We start from the raw sequence: 19,272 nt of genomic DNA, 5'->3' as shown, positions 1-19,272 counted from the left end.
ACAGGTATTTAACGTTCCCCTTCATCCAGTTTGATGAGAGCAAAAATAGCATAATTGATCATATCGAAATAGTTGGCATCTATTCCTTCGGATATGAGTGTTTTTCCTTTGTTATCTTCAATTTGTTTGATGCGCAACAGCTTCATTAAAATGAGATCCGTAAAGGAGGAAATCCGCATACTTCTCCAGGCTTCTCCGTAATCGTGGTTTTTATTTTCCATCAGCGATTTAGCCTGGGCTGCCATTTTGTTGAATAAGGTCAATGCCTTTTCCGCAGGCATATCTGTTTCGGCTTCCGAGCCTAATTCCAATTGGACCAAAGCCATAATGGAATAATTAATAATTCCGATAAATTCGGGTTCAATCCCTTCATCCACTTTGGACGTCCCCTTTTCCTCGAGGGTACGAATGCGTTGTGCTTTAATGAAGATCTGATCGGTAAGTGAAGAAGTGCGCAAAATTCGCCATGCACTGCCGTAATCGTGCGTTTTTTTAACAAAAATATCCCTGCACTTGGCAATTGCAGAATCGTATTGTGAGGATGTATGGTTCATTTAGTTTTTGTTTGCACAAACCTTATCTTGCGAAAAAACTGCAAAAAGGTGCCGAAAGATAACGTTTTTCCCCTTACAAAAAGCTTATTTCTCAGAGGAGAATTGATAGCCCTGAACAGGCCTTTCATCTTGGGAATTCTAAACCTTACCGAAGATTCCTTCTATGCCGGTAGTCGCGTTAAGGGAGAAGCACTGGAACAGCGGGTCCGCCAAATGCTGGAAAACGGGGTGGATATTCTCGATATCGGAGCGGCTTCATCCCGACCCGGAGCTAAGCCGGTTTCGCAGGAGGAAGAGCTGAACCGACTCCTTCCGGCACTGGAAATCATACGGAAAATGAATCCCGATATTCCGGTTTCTATCGACACCTTTCACGCTTCGGTGGCCGAAAAATGCTTAGATGCTGGAGCTGATTTAATCAATGATATTTCCGGAGGAACACTGGACCCGGAGATGGCCGGGGTGTTGGTCAGACATAAGTGTCCCTATATCCTCATGCACATGCGGGGCACACCGGAAACGATGCAGGGATTGACGGATTATCATGACATTGTCGGGGAACTGATCCGCTATTTTTCCTCAAAAATCGAGGAGCTGCATCGCCTGGGAATTCACGATATTATCATTGACCCGGGAATTGGTTTTGCAAAAACAGCCGAACAAAATTTCGAACTATTGGAGCGATTGAATGAATTGCACATTCTGGGAAAACCCATTCTCATTGGCGTTTCAAGAAAATCCATGATTTATAAATCATTGGGAATTTCCGCCGAAGAGGCCTTACCCGGAACGGATGCACTGCATGCGCTTTCGCTGCTCAAACAAGCCCGTTTTTTACGCGTACACGATGTGAAAGAAGCAAGGCAAATCGCCGATTTATTCCATCATTTTAGCGCAAAATAATTACGGGGAAATCCTGACCAAAACTATAGCTTACCGGATATTGAGCAGAACCTCTGAACTCCATCGATAATTCGGGGACACGCTCTTCAACGTAGGTCTTCATTTCATTAACTGTAATCTTTTTATCGTTGTCGGAAATTTTTCCTTCCAGCATTTCCAGCAATGCATAGGTAAATAATCCATGTTTAAGATTACCTGATTCATTGGCAAACTGAGCATCCTGAGATGCCGTGAGAAAAAATGTACCCGTACTTCTTGCCAATTGAGCAATGGCCTTTTCTCTTCCGTCACCTCGTGAAGCCATGGCATTAAGCGCGCCACCACTGTGACATGCATCCAGAATAAACAACTGCTTTTGTGCTGGAATGGCCACAGAATATGCCATTAATTCGGTAGCTGAAAACGCTTTCGATTGCAATGTGGAAGGATCCGCGTAGAAATTGGTGATATCGGTGGTGACGAGAAAAAAATCACTCTTTGAAGGATCGGATTCCACACTCATTACACCGTGACCCGCATAATAAAAAACAAAGACATCTTCAGGACCAATCTTCGTTTTTAATTCTTCGAACTTCTTTAGAATATTTTCGCGCGTTGCGTCTTTGTCCGACAACCAAACTTCGTTTACGGAATTAAATAATCCGGAGGCTCCGTGTTGAACTGCAGCAGAAAAAGAGCGTGCGTCGTTAACAGCAAATTTTAAGTGATACTGTGGATTTTTATATTCATTGATTCCGATACAAAACAAAAACAAATCTGTTTTTCCACCTTCGGCATCATACTGAACCTGCATAAGCGCAGGAGAAGATTCCGTTTTATTTTCATTGATCACCACACAGGAAATCTCATTGGTTCCGCTAAACAAGGGCACATCAAAATCACGCACATTTTGTTCCCCTCCGCGAAAAACGGTATTGTCTTTTAAAACATCATCAATCAACAATTTTCCATTGTTATAAATCCGGATCCGTTCAGCTGCATTTCCGTTGGAACTTACTTTCACTTTCACCGGAAATTTTGCCGTGCTGGTTTTAAAAACCACATCTCCGCTATCGGATAGGGAACGCTGTTTTTCATCGAAAACAAATTCAACATAAGCACTTCCGGTCATGTCCTTTTTCAAGGAACCGGTAGAACTTTTCAGCTCTCCGTTATTGATCTTTTCAATAAGCGATGGCGTATAGTATTTATCAAATAAAGACCCTACAGGAACCACGGTAACACCATCCACATAATTCACCATTTTTAAGGCTTTTGGTGAGCCATCGAAAAAACCGGTGGGACTAATCGCTAACCATTCCTCGAATGAAATCTGCATACGCGAATAAAGTTCTTTTCCGCTTTTTAAATCCCAGATTTTAAACACCCCATCATCACTTAATGAATACAACCAGCGATCATCCTCCGAAAAACGCAAACAGGTAACTGCAGCCTGATGTCCCTCGAGTATACGAAGCACATTCTTTTTTGAAGTAGAATATAAAACAATGCGATTATCCCCTCCTCCACTGGCAATTAAATCACCCTGGTGCGACCAGCGAAGGGAATATACCGGTGCATGGTGATCGGAATAACGTTGAATTTGCATGGCGGATAACACATCCCAGATTTTAACTTTTCCATCCCATGAAGCACTCGCCATTTTGGTTCCATCCGGAGAGAAATCGAACGAAGAAACTAAATCGGTATGTCCGATCAACGTGCGGAATATTTGTCCCGCATCCGGCTCCCAGAAATGGAGTCCCTTCCCTAAATCTGCCGTAACCAAATATATTTCATTGGGAGAATAGGAAATGGCATAAGGAGAAACATCGCCAAGATCGATAACGCGAAATTCATCTTCTTTTAAATCCCAATTCCGCAATGTACCATCCCATGAACCGCTGATCAAATGTGAACCGTCGGCACTGAACTTAACATCGAATATCAATTCTCTGTGACCCGTCAATTTTTTTACCAGCTTTCCATCCGCAGCATTCCATATTGAAATATTTCTGTCGGCTCCTGCCGTTGCAATCATTTTCCCATCCGAACTCCAGTCGAAGGCGTACACCACACCACTGTGTCCGCGCAAACGGTGCATAACTCTGCCCGAGTGCAAATCAATAACGAGTGCACTTGAATCTACATTCCCCAACAATAATTTTCCACCATCGGGCGACAATGAAAAACTTCGTTTCATGCTGATGAATTTCAATATCGCTTTATCGCGCCAATAGGAATAATCGAAACGCAATCCATCGTCTTTCGGTTTATTTAAATAGCCCTCCAGTTTACGGATCACCTTTCCGTTGGCAGCATCCATTACGCGGATTTCATTCATATCTCCGGGCAATAAAAACTGATTGGATGAGGGAAGAAACTGAAACTCGATGGCACCTGCATGTGGATTTTTAACGGCGGCAATTAATTTTCCAGATTTCAAACTATAGCACTCTACTTCATCATCAAATGCAATTAAAATGAGGTCCTCATTATCGTTAAAACAGATGAATTCGGGACTATCCTCACGTGGACAAAACGTATGTACTTTCTTTCCGTTGATGGTCCACAAAACCGCCGGTGTACGTGATGATTTAGTAACGATAAAATTCCCCTTGGGAGAAATGGCGTGACGATCATTACAACCATCACAATTTTTCTCGGGGTCGGCAATTAAATCCATTTTTTTCTTTCCGGTATTGGCATCAAAAACCGTTGTAAATAATTTAGCCGATGAAATAATAATATGTTTTCCATCCGGAGAAAAACTCATTCCATTGGCTTTGTCGAACGGAATTTTTAAAACCGTATCGCCGCTTGATATGTTTAATACAACTGCTTTTTGATAATCAGCGCTGCTCAAAATCCATTCATCATTCACGGAAATGATGCGATCCTGATGGAAGGCAGAATAACTTTTTTCTACTCTTCGAACATGTTTTCCGGAAAGGCGGTCAAAAACCTCAACGCCATCCCGATTATCGATCAAATAGACATAGGTATTTAAAGGCGAAAAATGGGCTTCGAATAAATCGTTTTTTTTCAATTCATATTCCTGCAAAAGCTTACCGTCGTTAACGGAAAATAATTTGGACTTCCCATCGGCCGATGAAGTAAGAATTTGGGAATTGTCCTTACTCAATTCAACCGTTCGCAAAGCATTGCTGTGGCGGGAAATACTTCGAATTTGTTTTCCCGTTTTAAAATCCCACAGGATAATGGAATTATCATAACTACCGGTAACAAGTAATTTTCCGTCGCTGCTAAAATCGTAACAGGTAAAATAGCGGGAATGTCCTTTTTGCAACGCAACGGCAACGCCATTCTCCTGCGAATAAAGGTTGATTACGAATAGAAAAAATAAGACGGAAAAAATTGACTTCATAATCCTTGCATTGGGTTCTAACCAAATGTAAGGAATTGATGCTTAAGAATTAGAAAGTGAACGCCATACTTCGGGCACTTCGGTGGTGCATTTGCGGGTGTAATCGAAACAAACCAATACAGATTTACCTTTTGCCTTTATTTTTCGGGAACCGGATTCGGGAACAAATACTTCGTATTCCATTTCAAGACTTTTTGTCCCCACCTTACCCAGCCAGGTTTCGATATGCAAATCGTCGAATAAAAGCGTGGGCTCTTTATAATCAATTTCATTTCTGGCCAGGAGAATTCCATGATTCACCCAATCCCACTCCGTTCCAATTTTTGCGCGAAAAAAATGCATCCTTGCCTGCTCGAAATAATTGAGGTAAACCGCATTGTTTACATGTCCCATTACATCGATATCTACAAAGCGGACTTCAATCTTACAGGTATGAGAAATGCGCTCCATGTTTAGCTGATGGGGTTTAATACCACACTATAAACAATGATGGAATGAATATCGCGTCCATAGGTAAGTTTATCCAATGCCTCAAACACATTTCTGGCACGGAAATAAGAAGTATGCAATTCAACTCCGCCTCTTAGTGACCATTGAATGGTATATGAGCTTTCGCGTTCCTTGTAGTTTTTTACGTAATCCAGCATTTTTTTCAATGCGTCTGCTTTATCATAACCTTCTACGGTTTGAAAAAGAAACGATTGATTGTGACGTGGGTTTACGGTAATTAAATCCAAACGAATTTTACCCGCATCACGCGTGCTGAATTCGAATAAGAGACTCTCTGGTTCGAGTCCGCCGATATACGTCCCAATCTCCTTCTGGAGAGTGGCAATTTCTACAAGTTCATTATTGTTCATGATCATTATTGTGCGGCGCCTGCTGCTTTAACAAATGAAACAAACAAAGGATGCGGGTTCGAAACGGTGCTCTTGTATTCCGGATGGAATTGCACACCAACAAACCATGGATGATCTTTTATTTCTACAATCTCTACCAATTGATTATCGGGATTAATTCCCACCGGACTTAATCCTGCTTCTTCCAATTGGGTTAAATACAAATTATTGAATTCGTAACGGTGACGGTGACGTTCTGAGATGGCCGATTTTCCATAGGCCTGGAAAGCTTTGGAATCCTCCCGTAAATTACAAGGATAGGCACCCAAACGCATGGTTCCTCCTTTAGCAGTAATATCCTTTTGCGATTCCATCAATGCAATAACCGGATGCTTGGTATTGGGTTCAATTTCCATCGTATGGGCATCTTTTAATCCCAATACATTTCGTGCATACTCAATAACGGCGCATTGCATTCCCAGACAAATTCCGAAAAAGGGAATACGGTTTTCGCGTGCATACTGAATCGCAAGAATTTTACCTTCAATACCGCGCGAACCAAAACCTGGAGCAACCAGAATTCCTTTTAATCCATCCAGTTTTTCGGCAAGGTTTTCTTCCGTTAAAGTTTCAGAACTGATCCATTGCAAATCCACCTTACAATCATTCGCTGCACCGGCGTGAATAAACGATTCTACGATGGATTTATAACTGTCTTTTAATTCAATGTATTTTCCTACCAATCCGATTTTAATTTTTCGGGTTGGATGTTTTAACCGGTATAAAAATTCATTCCATTTCGAAAGATCCGGTTCACTGCGTTGTGGCATGTTTAATTTTTCCAATACCACCTGATCCAGTTCTTCATCCTTCATCAACAATGGAACTTCATAAATGGTAGAAGCATCAATCGATTCGATAACGGCATTCTTACTCACATTACAAAACTTCGCAATCTTCTCTTTGATTTCTTTGTTGAGGTGATGTTCCGTTCTGCAAACCAAAATATCGGGCTGAATTCCCAATTCGAGTAATTGTTTTACGGAGTGCTGCGTAGGCTTTGTTTTTAATTCGCCCGATGCGGCCAGATATGGAATTAGCGTGAGGTGAATAACGATACAATCGCCACCCAATTCCCATTTTAACTGACGTACTGCTTCAACATAGGGTAAGGATTCAATATCGCCTACCGTTCCACCGATTTCGGTGATGACAAATTCAAAATCGCCTTTGTTCCCGAGAATTTTGATGCGGTTCTTGATCTCATCGGTGATATGAGGAATAATCTGTACTGTTTTCCCCAGGTATTCCCCTTTGCGCTCCTTCTCGATCACATTCATGTAAATGCGACCAGTAGTTACGTTGTTCGATTGGGAAGTTGGAACATTGAGAAAACGTTCGTAGTGACCTAAATCCAAATCCGTTTCGGCACCGTCTTCGGTTACGAAGCATTCACCATGCTCATAAGGATTTAAGGTTCCCGGATCCACATTGATGTAGGGATCGAGTTTCTGAATGGTAACGGAGTAACCTCTGGACTGAAGAAGCTTGGCTAGAGATGCAGAAATGATCCCTTTTCCTAACGACGATGTAACGCCCCCGGTTACAAAAATGTACTTGGCTGGATTCGACATGATTTTATTGTGTAACTACGGGGTTCAAAGTTAACCGAAAAAGACCACCAAATGTAAAATGAGCAAAAATAAAAAGGGACAAGCAAGCTTGTCCCCCTCTAAAACAGTAATTTTTACTTATTTAAAAATAGGTTCAAAGATGGTAAGATCAATTACAAAACTTCCGTTTACCTCTCTTATTCCAATGCGCGCAGAAGGCTGTTTCGCTTGCTGGGCAAAGATTTCAGAGTCGTACTCCACCACATAAGCCGTACCATCGAGGTAATTCTCATCCCAGCTGTCGCGCAGGAGAAATTTAGCCGGCATATTGGCCTTTATGATTTCCGTCATTTCCGATAAAACACGCTTTGCAGCCGCTTTGTCGGCACCGATTTTAAAACGGGTATCGTGACCGAAAATTCCGTCTTTATCCACCACAATGCGCGAATACTGTGATTGGTTAAATGTGGTTGTTGCATTGTACTGCGCCACAAAACCATATTCTGAAATATCCTTTTTGGTACCTGTTTTTTCGGTAGTCCATCTTTTCTTCGCCAATTCGAATAAGCTCTTAAACTTGGCCGAAAAATCGGGCGAATCGATGGTAAACTGTGCCTGAGCAAAGGCAGATACCAAAAGCAAAGTGAAGAATAGTATTGATTTTTTCATATTGAAGTTTTTGAAAATCATGCAAAAAATGAACCAAAAAAATCAGAATCTGAAACGGAGGAATCCAACAGAGAAGGAAATGGTAGGACCATTCTGCGTAAAGAAGGTCACCACATCACGACTCGCAATACCGCCTTCCCAGCGACCATCCTGCGCAATGAACGTAATTCCGAGAGGAACAGAGAAATCATAATTTCCACCCGTCATAAATCCTGCCGATAAGCGTACCCATTTCACCGGGGTGATGTCGCCACCAAATCCGATAATTGCTTTCTGAAAACTACCTGCTTCGGTATTGGTAGGAACGATACAGTCAAAACCTAATTCTGCAATTTTTCCGATTTTCATACTTGCACCAAAACGAACTGTAGTGGGTAAATTCACTTTGCGTTTTTCAACACCTTGCCAGGCGAACAATCCTTTATCACCGGATAAATCGCTGAGTTGACCCACAATATTGTAATTGTTTGCACCCGGATTATCGGTATCATAAATCAAGGTATCACGCATGGTGTACACATTTCCATCCCAGGTCATGCTACCAATATTGGTAATGGCCGCACCGATTTTTATTTTGTTTTTGATCAGGATGTTCACCCCTAAATCAAAACCAAATCCCATACCCACCGGCTTAGGAAATTTTCCGGTTTGGGTAACCGTAGAAGGATTGCTCGATGCTGCAGTTCCGTAATCGATATTAAAAGCGGGAGAAATGGAAGAAAAGGCATTCAGTTGACCTCCTTCTGCATTCACATCCAGATAAGCCATCCCTTGATAATATTTAATTCCTGCTCCGGCGTAAATAGCGAAGGTGCTATCGTTACCAAATAATTTTCTGCCATACGATAAATTGTATTCGCGTGTCCACGACATCGTCATTACAGTTCCGTCGAGCAATTGGGAAATCATTTTAGGTGCATTGGTAAATCCTAACACCACATTATCAATACTGTCTTGCGACATGTTCGGATTATTCGCAATGGTTACGGTATCGATTCCGTTGTTGTATAGAAGACTATCGAAATATGGAGCATTAAAACCGAGGAAAAGCATTTCACTGGCTTGTTGTCCTAATTTAGAATACCACTGAAAACGGTCGCTCATGCGGAATGCAATACCACCGATTTTCGGATCGCAATAAGAGAAACCGAAACCTCCAACGTCTGCATTAATCGCAAAACCGGCATCGGTAAAACTTTTGGCTGCATTGATTTTTTCTGCCTGAGTAAAATTATTGGTAGAGTCGCCTCTGATCCATGCACTCAGGTTATCGCGTAAATCTTGTTTGGTTAAAGCTTCGGAGTGAAGTGAGAAAGTCATTTCCGAAAATCCCATGGCCATTTTTTTGCCATATTGGTTTTGGAGTCCCACATTGGCAGGATTAATTCCCACTGCCTGATAGTCGGTTACAAAAGTGGTGGCTCCACCTCTTCCTGTTGCCGTAAATGAGGAATACTCCTGCTGTGCATGAAGGGTTCCAACCCATCCGCAGGCGATCAACAGTAAAAGTCTTTTCATGCGCTTAGAATTTGCAGGAAAAGATAGAAATTTTTTTTTGTGTTAGAACTTAGAGACGTTTTTGTCCGGGTTGTAATAATTTCAACGTTTCAGCCTCTTTGCTCCCTTGTGCAGGCTGATGGTTATACAACCAGGATGCCGTTTCCGGTAAACTCATGAGAATCGATTCGATCCGACCATTGGTTTCCAGTCCAAAGCGTGTCCCTCTGTCGTAAACCAGGTTAAATTCCACATAACGACCTCTGCGCAACAGTTGCCATTGCTTTTCGGTTTCTCCGTAAGGGAGATGGCGGTTTAATTGAACTTGTTCGGAATAAGCGGGGACAAAAGTCCTGCCTACACTGCATACAAAATCAAAAAGTGATTTTCGTTCCTGATCATTGGCAGGTTTCTGGTGATCGAAAAATATACCGCCAATACCACGGGTTTCGTTGCGGTGGCGAATAAAAAAATATTCATCAGCCCATTGAGAAAACTGCGTGTAGGCATCGGGACGAAAAGCATCGCATACTTTTTTCATGTGCAAATGAAAACGCTCAGCCTGATCGGGTCGTACATAATGCGGAGTTAAGTCAATCCCCCCACCAAACCAGCAGGTGCCATTACTCATTTCGAAATAGCGGATGTTCATGTGAATGATGGGCACCCAAGGATTTTCGGGATGAAGCACAATGGAAACTCCGGTAGCGTAGAAGGTAGTATTTTCTTCTCCGAATTCTTTTTTCATGTGGGCAGGCAATTCGCCATGGACCTCAGAAAAATTTACACCGCCTTTTTCAATTAAAGCACCATGCATTAATACTCGGGAACGACCACCTCCTCCACCATCACGTTGCCATGCATCTTCTACAAATTTTCCGCTGCCATCCAATTGCTCCAAACCTTTGCAGATTTCATCCTGAATCAGTCGAAACTCATGAGCAATCGCTTCCTTGGTTGTTGTCATTTTTTAACCGGTATTAATCGGAAATCCTCATACTTAAGGATGTAAACATTCGAGTTAATGTATCCGCTTCCATTCGAAACCCTGCGGAATTTGAATCGGGTGTGAACCAACTCTACATCAAAATCTTCTAAATGCGAGGCAAAGGATGTTCCCTCTTTTAAATAACCACCCAAATAGAAATAGGCCAGATCAAATCCCATCATGGCATATTTATCCGGATCGGTAGAAAATTTAGAACGGAATGCCTGAATGAAAGGAACCGTACGAAGGGTGTCGTTAAACGAAATAGATACACTGGATGGAATGTGAACCCCAAACTTCACTTTCAGATGCGCCTCAATATCGTCCCACTTAATCCAATCTTCCGTTCCAATCACCGCAAAACGATATTCCTTGTACTGAGTTTTTAAACTGGTCCCCTGTAACGTATTAAAGAAGCTGGACACAAAACTTAAATCACTGCTGGGAACGACCAATACATTGATTTTATCTTTCGATAATCGTTCAACCCATGCTTTATTTCCGGAGACATCTGTTTTTACTATTCGAATGGAATCTTTTCTTCCACCCGATATTAATTTTTCATTGAGTTCCTTTTTATAGGCGGCAACAATGGTTTCATCTTTTTTCCCTTTGCCGTCAATTAGAATAATATTTTCATTGGCATAGGTAGTAGCGATGTATTCCGACATCTCACTCACCATGATTGAAGTGGTGGAAACGGCTTTGGTGACGTATGGATTTTCGAATAGAATTTTATTGGTGTAACCAAAGGGACAAACCATCGGGATCTTTTTTTCTTTGGCAGCGCGAGCCACAATTTCAACGAGGTCGGTTGGACCAATAATTAAATCCAGATTGGCGAAATCAGCCTCTGCTACATATTTGGCGAGCTTTACCGAATCGCGTGCCGTGTCGTATACTTTAAGATCGACATTTAATCCGTATTTACTTAAAGAATCCAGCGCCAATAAAACCCCGTGGTAAAAATCGAGCGACTGACGGGTAGGTTCAAATAATTCAACATTGGACAATGGTCCTTTGTTTTCCATCATACTCTGATTTTTATCGAGGTAAAATGGTAAAAACAATCCAACTTTATACACTTCCTTCACCCCATTTCCACGCGGCATTTCAACTTTGGTTTCCTCATTCTTGCGAATATCCGGATAAGCCTTCCAGCCATTTTTCTCAGCTGCAATTTTGCTTACGGGAATAATTAAAACCTGTCCGGATTTTATTCCCTCCGGTAAACCATTGTTGTAAAGTTTTATGGAATCCTGACTAACATGGTATTTTTGCGACAAACCATAGAGCGATTCTCCTTTTTGTACGGCATGTTCCAGCAATACAATATCGCCACTAACAATTTCTTTAGCAGGATTATCTTTAATTACTTTTTCATTATTGCCTTCCCCTTCTGCCGGAATTTTTAGTATTTGTCCTTCCTGCAATCCGTGAATGGCATCGGGATTTAATTCCAGTATTTTTTCCTGCGATATTTTCAGTTTCCTGGAAATACCATAAATGGTTTCTCCCTTTTCAACCTTGTATTCTTTGGTTGCAACTGGAGCACCATTTTTTTGCTCCTTCTGTTGCGCAGCCAGTGCCTCATCCGCTTTTTTATACGCAGCAAAAGCAGTGGGCGATTCCGGTTTTAAATCTTTGGCCGATTTATAAAATTGTAAAGCCTTGGCATAATCTTTTGCACTCATCGCCTTATCGCCATCGGCCATGTACTGATTAAATTTCTTATCAATCTCCGATTGATCTTTGGAGTTATCTTTTCCTCCATCTTTAACCGTTTTTTCCGAAGCAACAGGAATGCGCAATTGCTGACCAATACTCAATCCTTTTTCACTTCCCGGATTGGCTTTTAAAATGGCATCCTGGGTTGTTTTGTAGGTTTTGGAAATACCATAAATGGTTTCACCTTTAACAACGGTATGGATGTAGTATTCCTTTCCATCAATAACTTCTTTTTTTGCACCGGAAGGCTGAGCAAAAGCAGATGAGCCGGTCATCACCAGGGTGACCAGACACAGCATTATACCAAGTATATTTCTTTTTATTCCCATTCTATTGTTGCAGGTGGTTTTGAACTGATATCATAAACTACACGGTTAATACCTTTTACCTTGTTGATGATCTCATTCGAAATGTGTGCCAAAAATTCATAAGGCAGATGAACCCAGTCGGCCGTCATCCCATCTGTACTGCTTACTGCCCTTAAAGCCACTGCATTTTCATAGGTTCTTTCATCCCCCATTACACCCACACTTTGAACCGGCAACAAAATTGCTCCTGCTTGCCAAACCTGGTCGTACAGTCCATGTTTTTTCAGACCGGAAATAAAAATATGATCCACTTCTTGCAAAATGGCCACTTTCTCCGGCGTAATATCACCAAGAATACGAATACCTAATCCCGGACCGGGGAATGGGTGTCGACCCAAAATCGCCTGATCAATTTCCAATGCTTTTCCAACGCGACGAACTTCGTCTTTAAACAAAGCACGCAAAGGCTCCACCACCGAAAGTTTCATATAATCGGGTAATCCTCCCACGTTGTGATGCGATTTAATGGTAGCGCTCGGACCTTTTACGGAAACCGATTCAATAACGTCCGGATAAATCGTTCCTTGTCCCAACCATTTCGCTGCGCTGTGTTTTTTGGATTCGTCATCAAATACCTCAACGAAAACGCGACCGATGGTTTTTCTTTTTTGTTCCGGATCGGTTTGTCCTTTTAACGCCGAATAAAAACGATCTCTGGCATCCACACCGGTAACGTTGAGTCCCATGTGCTTATAGCTTTCTAAAACTTCATTGAATTCGTTTTTACGCAACAATCCATTATCTACAAAAATGCAATGGAGATTTTTCCCAATTGCTTTATGCAATAAAACAGCGGCAACTGATGAATCTACTCCTCCGGATAGGCCCATTATCACCACATCGTTTCCGATTTTATTTTTTAATTCCTCAACGGTAGAATCGATGAAGGAACCGGGTGTCCAGCTTCCTGAACAAGCACAAATATCCTTAACGAAATTTCCGAGTAAAATCATTCCTTCGGTGGAGTGATACACTTCCGGATGGAACTGAATTCCCCACACTTGTTTATCCTTAAACTGATAACCTGCCACATTCACGTCGGAAGTAGAAGCGATGATTTCACATCCTTCCGGCACTTTGGTGATGGTATCTCCGTGCGACATCCACACCTGCGAGTTTTCGCTCATGCCCTTGGTCAATGCCGAATTTTCATCCACATATTTCAAAGTTGCTCTTCCATATTCGCGAATCTGCGAACGCTCTACTAAACCGCCATTGGTCTGCGCCAGAAACTGAGCTCCGTAGCATACACCTAACACAGGCACCTTACCAATAAAATCGCTCAATTCAGGCACCGGGTGATTGGGATCGTGAACTGAAAAAGGACTTCCCGATAATACAACACCTTTCAGGTGATGATCGATAGCGGGAATTTTATTAAAGGGGTGGATCTCGCAGTAAACATTCATTTCGCGGAGACGGCGGGCAATCAGCTGGGTGTATTGCGACCCAAAGTCGAGGATGAGGATCATTTCATGCATGGGCGCAAAGATAACATTCGGAAGGCCAGCAGAAGAATGATGCACCTTTCAAATTGTTAACAATGAATATCTGTCCTTATCTGTTGATTATCTGCCAGATTGATACAGATGTATATAAAAAATAATTTCAACATTTTAATTTCTAAGTTTCAAGCCCTTAGATTCTCCTTTTAGGGTTTATCAACCAAATTCCCCGCTACCCTTTTTTTATTTAGCAAAATCTGTTTAGATTTGGAAAAGCGAACACCCTTGAGAAGCATTCTGCTTCGAAGCCGCCCGGACAAAAACTCAAGTTCCAGGTGGCGCATATTTCCCACCGGATAAAACATACGAGACCTTAACCGGTCAACAAGTTTTGAGTCGCACTGCGACCCTGCTTGCGAAAAATGCCGATGGCAAATTGAACATGACCTCTCTGATTTTGATTGTTCAACCAGCGGCATTTTTTTTTGCCCATCCCTTCCTTTTTACCGTTCAATATTTTTTTTCTCCTTTCCGCTTTTTGATGTCTTCTTTTATTATTTTTAGGCGATTATAGTGACCAAAAAACAGCAAAATCACCAATCCATGAGCAAGACAGCAAAAATTATCCTTGACGGCAAAGAGTACGAACTGCCGGTAATTGAAGGAACAGAAGGAGAGAAAGCCATCGACATCACTAAACTTCGTGATGAAACCGGGTACATTACACTGGACACCGGGTACAAAAACACCGGTGCAACAAAAAGTGCCATCACGTTCCTTGATGGTGAAAATGGAGTATTGCATTACCGCGGTTATCCCATTGAGCAACTTGCTGAAAAATCTTCATTTGTAGAAGTCGCTTATTTGTTGATTTTTGGTGAACTTCCAACTGCTGAACAACTCAAACAATTCAACGATAACATCACCAATCACACATTGGTGCATGAAGACATGAAACGTTTTTATGAAGCGTATCCATCCGGAGCACATCCAATGGGAATTCTTGCTTCATTGATGTCATCACTATCTACTTTCTATCCCAACTCATTAGATCCAAACAGGTCCAATGAAAAAGTAATGCTCACCATTTACCGTGCACTTGCAAAAATGCCAACACTTGCTGCGTGGGCTTATAAAAATTCAATTGGTCACCCGGTGGTTTATCCATTAAACAAATATTCCTACACCGAAAACTTCCTGCACATGATGTATTCCATGCCAACGCTGGACTACACTCCTGATCCGGTTGTTGCACGTGCATTGGATGTATTGTTGATTTTACATGCCGACCACGAACAAAACTGTTCTACTTCTACCGTTCGTATTGTAGGATCTTCGCAAGCAAATTTATATTCTGCAATTTCTGCAGGTATCGATGCATTGTGGGGACCACTTCACGGTGGTGCAAACCAGGAAGTAATTGAAATGTTGGAAGCGATTCGTCAGGATGGCGGTAACGTTGACAAATGGGTTGCTAAAGCAAAAGACAAAAACGATCCGTTCCGCTTAATGGGATTTGGTCACCGCGTTTACAAAAACTTCGATCCGCGTGCCCGCATCATCAAAAAAGCGTGCGACGATGTATTGAACAAACTTGGCATCAACGATCCGGTTCTCGAAATCGCGAAGAAACTCGAGGAACATGCATTGAACGATCCATATTTCAAAGAAAGAAACCTCTATCCAAACGTGGATTTCTATTCCGGTATCATTTACCGTGCACTTGGAATTCCTGTAGATATGTTCACGGTTATGTTCGCTATTGGACGTCTACCGGGCTGGATTGCTCAGTGGAAAGAAATGCGCGAAAACAAAGAACCAATCGGTCGTCCGCGTCAGATCTACACTGGTTATACCAAGAGAGATTATGTGGACATCAAAAGCCGCAAATAATATCCGCAATAACTATGAAATCCCGGTCAGCAATGAACCGGGATTTTTTTTGTCACAATTTCTGCGATGTAATCGATAAGCTTTTGGATTTGAACCGAGAATAATTTAAATTGTTATAAAGTCACACAGGTGAATTATATCGGAATCATAGAATCATTAACAAAAAGTTCTGCTATCCGGCATGGCGATTTGGATGTGGCCATTCATGAAATTCTGGTAAAAGCGGCAGAGGGATTACAAGTGGCGCGCGTGAATGTGTGGACCATAGATCCGAAGTTTACAGCACTTACCTGTATCGGTTCCATTGAAAAAGGACTTGAAGGTTTTAGCAAAGGACAATTGTTGCCGGTAGAATTATATCCCAATTATTTCAAACATATTTCGGGTGCAGAAAAAATTGTGAGCGACGATGCCGTTTCTGCATCATTCAACAAGGAATTATTAGACAGTTATATTTTGCCACTGGGTATCCAGTCTATGATGGATATTCCTGTCCGCATCGAAGGAGAAATGGTAGGACTGGTTTGTTTCGAGCATGTGGGAGAAAAACGGTTATGGACCATTTCAGAACAAAGTTTTGCCATTAGTATTGCGCAAATGCTTTCACTCTGTATGGAGACACATCGTAGAAATGAATTGCATCATCAATTGGAGATTGCCTTGCATGAGAAGGAAGTCCTGCTCAATGAAATCAATCACCGGGTGAAAAATAATATGATGATTATTTGCAGCCTGATCAATCTTCAGAAATACAAAGCGAAAGATGAATTTCATGAAGGCTTATTGGATGAAGTAAGAAGTAAAATTTTATCCATGGCCTATATCCATGAGCAACTATACACTTCCAAAAATTACGCACAGATTGATTTTGGAGTTTACCTCGAGAACTTACTCAGTCACCTCAACGGATCCATGGGTGTAGGTATGCATGTGAATATCGATAAGAATATTCAGCATGTGCCTATTGCTATTAAAAAAGCCATTCCTTTTGGACTCATCACCAACGAAGTGGTGACCAATGCATTTAAGTATGCCTTTAAACCAGGAAAACCCGGGATATTGAATGTACGATTCGAAAAAAACAACACCGGATTTCATTTGGCATTCAAAGACAATGGTCCCGGTTTCGATTCAAAAAATGAAAAACGAAATTCGATCGGACTTGGCTTGGTAGAAGATTTGGTGGAACAATTAGAAGGACAAATTGCCTTTGACACCAGCAATGGAACCCTGGTAGAAATTCATATCCCCGATCAGAGCTCCCTGGCCTGAAGTTCCTTTAACCAGGCAATGGCATCATCAAGCGTATTGAACATACGAGTTGGCCGTACCGGTTTATTAAAGCGAACGTAAAAATTACCGATTATTTTTTGAGCCAACGATCGAACCACATAGGCATCTGCAATGGTATACTGATTGTTTTCGGAACTAGCGGCTGCCCTTCTTAAATCATCACTTACCAGGGAATTTTCTCCAGACTCGTAAAGAAAAAGATACTTGTCGGTTTTACCGAGCGACTGCATCAGTTCAATCCCTTCAAAATAATCATCGAGAGTAATGGTTTCCCAATCTCTGAAACGAACGTGAACAATTCCATCTGGACGGAAATCGAAAATTGTTCGTTTTAATTCGTATTTACCGAAAACATCGGACATAGCTTTACAATTTGCAAAAATTAATTCTGAAAATCAAATGTTTGAATCAAATAATTGAAGAATATAGAAATCTCTAACTAAAAAAGCGTTTGCTCGTGGCATTGCGAATTGTATTTTTGCTCCTCATGAAAAACTGGATAAAAGCTTTTCGCTTACGAACGCTCCCCCTATCATTTAGTACCATCATTACAGGATCGGGATGTGCGCTTTTGTCCGGACATTGGAATACCTTCATTTTTATACTGGCACTTACCACCACTCTATTCCTACAAATCCTTTCCAACCTGGCCAATGATTATGGCGATTTTGTAAAAGGGACCGACAACGCTCAACGTGTAGGACCTGAACGCGCCTTGCAAAGTGGAAGCATTAGTCAGCAACAGATGTTCAGAGCTATTCTGCTTTTTATCGTCTTCAGTTTAATTTCCGGATTAAGTCTGATTTACATTGCAACACAAACCTATGGGTGGAGAATGGCTCTCTTCTTTTTGATATTGGGTATTGCCTCTATTGCGGCGGCTTTATTTTATACCATCGGAAAAAGAGCGTATGGATATTCAGGATTGGGCGATTTGTTTGTATTTCTATTTTTCGGATGGGTTGGCGTTGCGGGTAGTCATTTTTTAATGACCGCCGAATTACAATTCGATATTTTTCTACCTGCTTCCGGAATCGGATTGTTGAGTGTTGCTGTATTAAACATGAATAACATGAGGGATCATGTTAACGATAAAGCATCCGGAAAAAACACCCTGGTGGTAAAAATGGGATTTGATGCTGCCAAATGGTATCATATACAGCTCATGGTGCTGGCACCTTCACTTTTTATTACCTGGACCAGTCTGCGTTTTGAATCCTGGTTTCAATTTTTATTTCTACTGGTGAGTCCCTTATTTATAAAAAATATTTTCACTGTATTCTCTTGTAAAGAACCCAAACAACTGGATCCGGAGTTAAAACGAATTGCAATAGGTACCTTTTTATTATCACTCTTGTTTTTAACGGGTCAACTTCTTTCACTATGAGCAGCATGTTTCAACCTTTTCAATTGCATCCCTGGCATGGCATCGACTGGCACGCAGAAAGTCCGGATATGGTCAATGCTTTTATTGAGATTGTACCTACCGATACCGTGAAATATGAAATCGATAAAAAATCGGGATTCCTGAAAGTGGATCGTCCACAAAAATTTTCAAATGTAGTCCCTGCTCTATACGGATTCATTCCGAAAACGTATTGCGGAACAGCAGTGGCCGATTTATGTATGCAGGCTACATCCAAGAAAAACATCAAGGGAGATGGAGATCCGATTGACATTCTGGTTTTTTCTGAGCGTCCGATTATGCACGGTGCCATCATTATTCAGGCCATTCCCATTGGAGGAATCAGAATGATCGACAAGGAAGAAGCGGATGATAAAATCATTGCTGTTATGAAAGACGATGCGGTATATGGTCCTTACCAAAACATTTCGGACCTGCCACAAAAATTGCGCGACCGGATTTTACACTACTTTTTAACCTATAAAGATTTACCGGGACAAGCCAAACCGAGTGTAGAAATTGCAGAAGTTTACGATGCTAGCGAAGCCAGAAAAGTGATTGAAGCCAGTATGGACGACTACAAAAAATTAATTGGTCAGGCTTTTTAATTTTTCCAGCAGGATTGCATTTTCCGCAGGTAATCCGATTGAAATCCGCAGGCAGTCGTCGCATAAAACCACAGAAGACCGATCGCGTACAATTACTTTTTC

At 41.6% G+C, this 19,272-nt stretch carries 16 protein-coding genes; 5 read left to right on the top strand and 11 right to left on the bottom strand.

The annotated features are described in order from the left end of the window. Positions 1-8 precede the first annotated feature (8 nt). Positions 9-554 carry a DUF1599 domain-containing protein gene (locus K1X56_07045; protein MBX7094457.1) on the bottom strand — a complete coding sequence of 182 codons (546 nt, stop codon included), beginning with the start codon at positions 552-554 and terminating at the stop codon, positions 9-11. On the opposite strand from K1X56_07045, the gene folP reads away from it, so the two are divergent. Further along, positions 546-1,457, top strand: coding sequence for a dihydropteroate synthase (gene folP, locus K1X56_07040; GenBank protein ID MBX7094456.1), 912 nt, complete (start codon positions 546-548; stop codon positions 1,455-1,457). The genes K1X56_07045 and folP overlap by 9 nt on opposite strands. Here the strand turns inward: folP and K1X56_07035 are convergent. From K1X56_07035 to guaA, 9 genes are all read right to left on the bottom strand, one after another. Next, entirely contained in the window at positions 1,444-4,824 is a 3,381-nt protein-coding gene (locus K1X56_07035; GenBank protein MBX7094455.1) for a caspase family protein, read from the bottom strand. The genes folP and K1X56_07035 overlap by 14 nt on opposite strands. Before the next feature lie 42 nt (positions 4,825-4,866). Continuing rightward, positions 4,867-5,274, bottom strand: a complete 408-nt coding sequence (locus K1X56_07030; GenBank protein MBX7094454.1) for an acyl-CoA thioesterase — start codon at positions 5,272-5,274, stop codon at positions 4,867-4,869. Between the two features lie 2 nt (positions 5,275-5,276). Continuing rightward, positions 5,277-5,687: a hypothetical protein gene (locus K1X56_07025; protein MBX7094453.1), complete on the bottom strand. Its 411-nt coding sequence runs from the start codon at positions 5,685-5,687 to the stop codon at positions 5,277-5,279. A gap of 2 nt (positions 5,688-5,689) precedes the next feature. After that, complete coding sequence (locus K1X56_07020; protein ID MBX7094452.1) at positions 5,690-7,297, bottom strand: CTP synthase; 1,608 nt, start codon at positions 7,295-7,297, stop codon at positions 5,690-5,692. 117 nt (positions 7,298-7,414) lie between these two features. Next, positions 7,415-7,945: a hypothetical protein gene (locus K1X56_07015; GenBank protein MBX7094451.1), complete on the bottom strand. Its 531-nt coding sequence runs from the start codon at positions 7,943-7,945 to the stop codon at positions 7,415-7,417. Between the two features lie 42 nt (positions 7,946-7,987). Beyond that, entirely contained in the window at positions 7,988-9,463 is a 1,476-nt protein-coding gene (locus tag K1X56_07010) for a hypothetical protein (protein MBX7094450.1), read from the bottom strand. A gap of 49 nt (positions 9,464-9,512) precedes the next feature. Continuing rightward, entirely contained in the window at positions 9,513-10,409 is an 897-nt protein-coding gene (hemF, locus tag K1X56_07005) for an oxygen-dependent coproporphyrinogen oxidase (GenBank protein ID MBX7094449.1), read from the bottom strand. Then, complete coding sequence (locus tag K1X56_07000; GenBank protein ID MBX7094448.1) at positions 10,406-12,457, bottom strand: LysM peptidoglycan-binding domain-containing protein; 2,052 nt, start codon at positions 12,455-12,457, stop codon at positions 10,406-10,408. The genes hemF and K1X56_07000 overlap by 4 nt, the downstream gene beginning before the upstream one ends. A 20-nt stretch (positions 12,458-12,477) precedes the next feature. Next, positions 12,478-14,007: a glutamine-hydrolyzing GMP synthase gene (gene guaA / locus K1X56_06995; GenBank protein MBX7094447.1), complete on the bottom strand. Its 1,530-nt coding sequence runs from the start codon at positions 14,005-14,007 to the stop codon at positions 12,478-12,480. 567 nt (positions 14,008-14,574) lie between these two features. Between guaA and K1X56_06990 the strand changes: the two genes are divergently transcribed. After that, positions 14,575-15,864: a citrate synthase gene (locus K1X56_06990; GenBank protein MBX7094446.1), complete on the top strand. Its 1,290-nt coding sequence runs from the start codon at positions 14,575-14,577 to the stop codon at positions 15,862-15,864. A gap of 129 nt (positions 15,865-15,993) precedes the next feature. Continuing rightward, positions 15,994-17,136: a GAF domain-containing protein gene (locus K1X56_06985; GenBank protein MBX7094445.1), complete on the top strand. Its 1,143-nt coding sequence runs from the start codon at positions 15,994-15,996 to the stop codon at positions 17,134-17,136. Here K1X56_06985 and K1X56_06980 read toward each other — a convergent pair. Beyond that, positions 17,118-17,519, bottom strand: a complete 402-nt coding sequence (locus tag K1X56_06980) for a hypothetical protein (protein MBX7094444.1) — start codon at positions 17,517-17,519, stop codon at positions 17,118-17,120. The two genes, K1X56_06985 and K1X56_06980, sit on opposite strands and share 19 nt — an antisense overlap. Positions 17,520-17,644: 125 nt before the next feature. Here K1X56_06980 and K1X56_06975 point away from each other — a divergent pair, with 125 nt between their 5' ends. Then, entirely contained in the window at positions 17,645-18,544 is a 900-nt protein-coding gene (locus tag K1X56_06975) for a 1,4-dihydroxy-2-naphthoate polyprenyltransferase (protein ID MBX7094443.1), read from the top strand. A gap of 5 nt (positions 18,545-18,549) precedes the next feature. Further along, complete coding sequence (locus K1X56_06970; GenBank protein ID MBX7094442.1) at positions 18,550-19,170, top strand: inorganic pyrophosphatase; 621 nt, start codon at positions 18,550-18,552, stop codon at positions 19,168-19,170. Positions 19,171-19,272 lie beyond the last annotated feature (102 nt).

It is taken from the genome of Flavobacteriales bacterium (genome assembly GCA_019694795.1).
Taxonomy (GTDB): Bacteria; Bacteroidota; Bacteroidia; order Flavobacteriales_D; family UBA2798; genus UBA2798.
This window is presented reverse-complemented; position numbering and strand designations above follow the sequence as displayed.

What these genes read in the sequence shown, in the direction of transcription:
- K1X56_06975 (MBX7094443.1), top strand. Translation starts at nt 17,645, where the DNA reads ATGAAAAACTGGATAAAAGCTTTTCGCTTACGAACGCTCCCCCTATCA.
- K1X56_06980 (MBX7094444.1), bottom strand. Translation starts at nt 17,519, where the DNA reads ATGTCCGATGTTTTCGGTAAATACGAATTAAAACGAACAATTTTCGAT.
- hemF (MBX7094449.1), bottom strand. Translation starts at nt 10,409, where the DNA reads ATGACAACAACCAAGGAAGCGATTGCTCATGAGTTTCGACTGATTCAG.
- K1X56_06970 (MBX7094442.1), top strand. Translation starts at nt 18,550, where the DNA reads ATGTTTCAACCTTTTCAATTGCATCCCTGGCATGGCATCGACTGGCAC.
- K1X56_07000 (MBX7094448.1), bottom strand. Translation starts at nt 12,457, where the DNA reads ATGCTGTGTCTGGTCACCCTGGTGATGACCGGCTCATCTGCTTTTGCT.
- K1X56_07010 (MBX7094450.1), bottom strand. Translation starts at nt 9,463, where the DNA reads ATGAAAAGACTTTTACTGTTGATCGCCTGCGGATGGGTTGGAACCCTT.
- K1X56_07030 (MBX7094454.1), bottom strand. Translation starts at nt 5,274, where the DNA reads ATGGAGCGCATTTCTCATACCTGTAAGATTGAAGTCCGCTTTGTAGAT.
- K1X56_07045 (MBX7094457.1), bottom strand. Translation starts at nt 554, where the DNA reads ATGAACCATACATCCTCACAATACGATTCTGCAATTGCCAAGTGCAGG.
- K1X56_07035 (MBX7094455.1), bottom strand. Translation starts at nt 4,824, where the DNA reads ATGAAGTCAATTTTTTCCGTCTTATTTTTTCTATTCGTAATCAACCTT.
- K1X56_07015 (MBX7094451.1), bottom strand. Translation starts at nt 7,945, where the DNA reads ATGAAAAAATCAATACTATTCTTCACTTTGCTTTTGGTATCTGCCTTT.
- K1X56_06990 (MBX7094446.1), top strand. Translation starts at nt 14,575, where the DNA reads ATGAGCAAGACAGCAAAAATTATCCTTGACGGCAAAGAGTACGAACTG.
- K1X56_07020 (MBX7094452.1), bottom strand. Translation starts at nt 7,297, where the DNA reads ATGTCGAATCCAGCCAAGTACATTTTTGTAACCGGGGGCGTTACATCG.
- folP (MBX7094456.1), top strand. Translation starts at nt 546, where the DNA reads ATGGTTCATTTAGTTTTTGTTTGCACAAACCTTATCTTGCGAAAAAAC.
- guaA (MBX7094447.1), bottom strand. Translation starts at nt 14,007, where the DNA reads ATGCATGAAATGATCCTCATCCTCGACTTTGGGTCGCAATACACCCAG.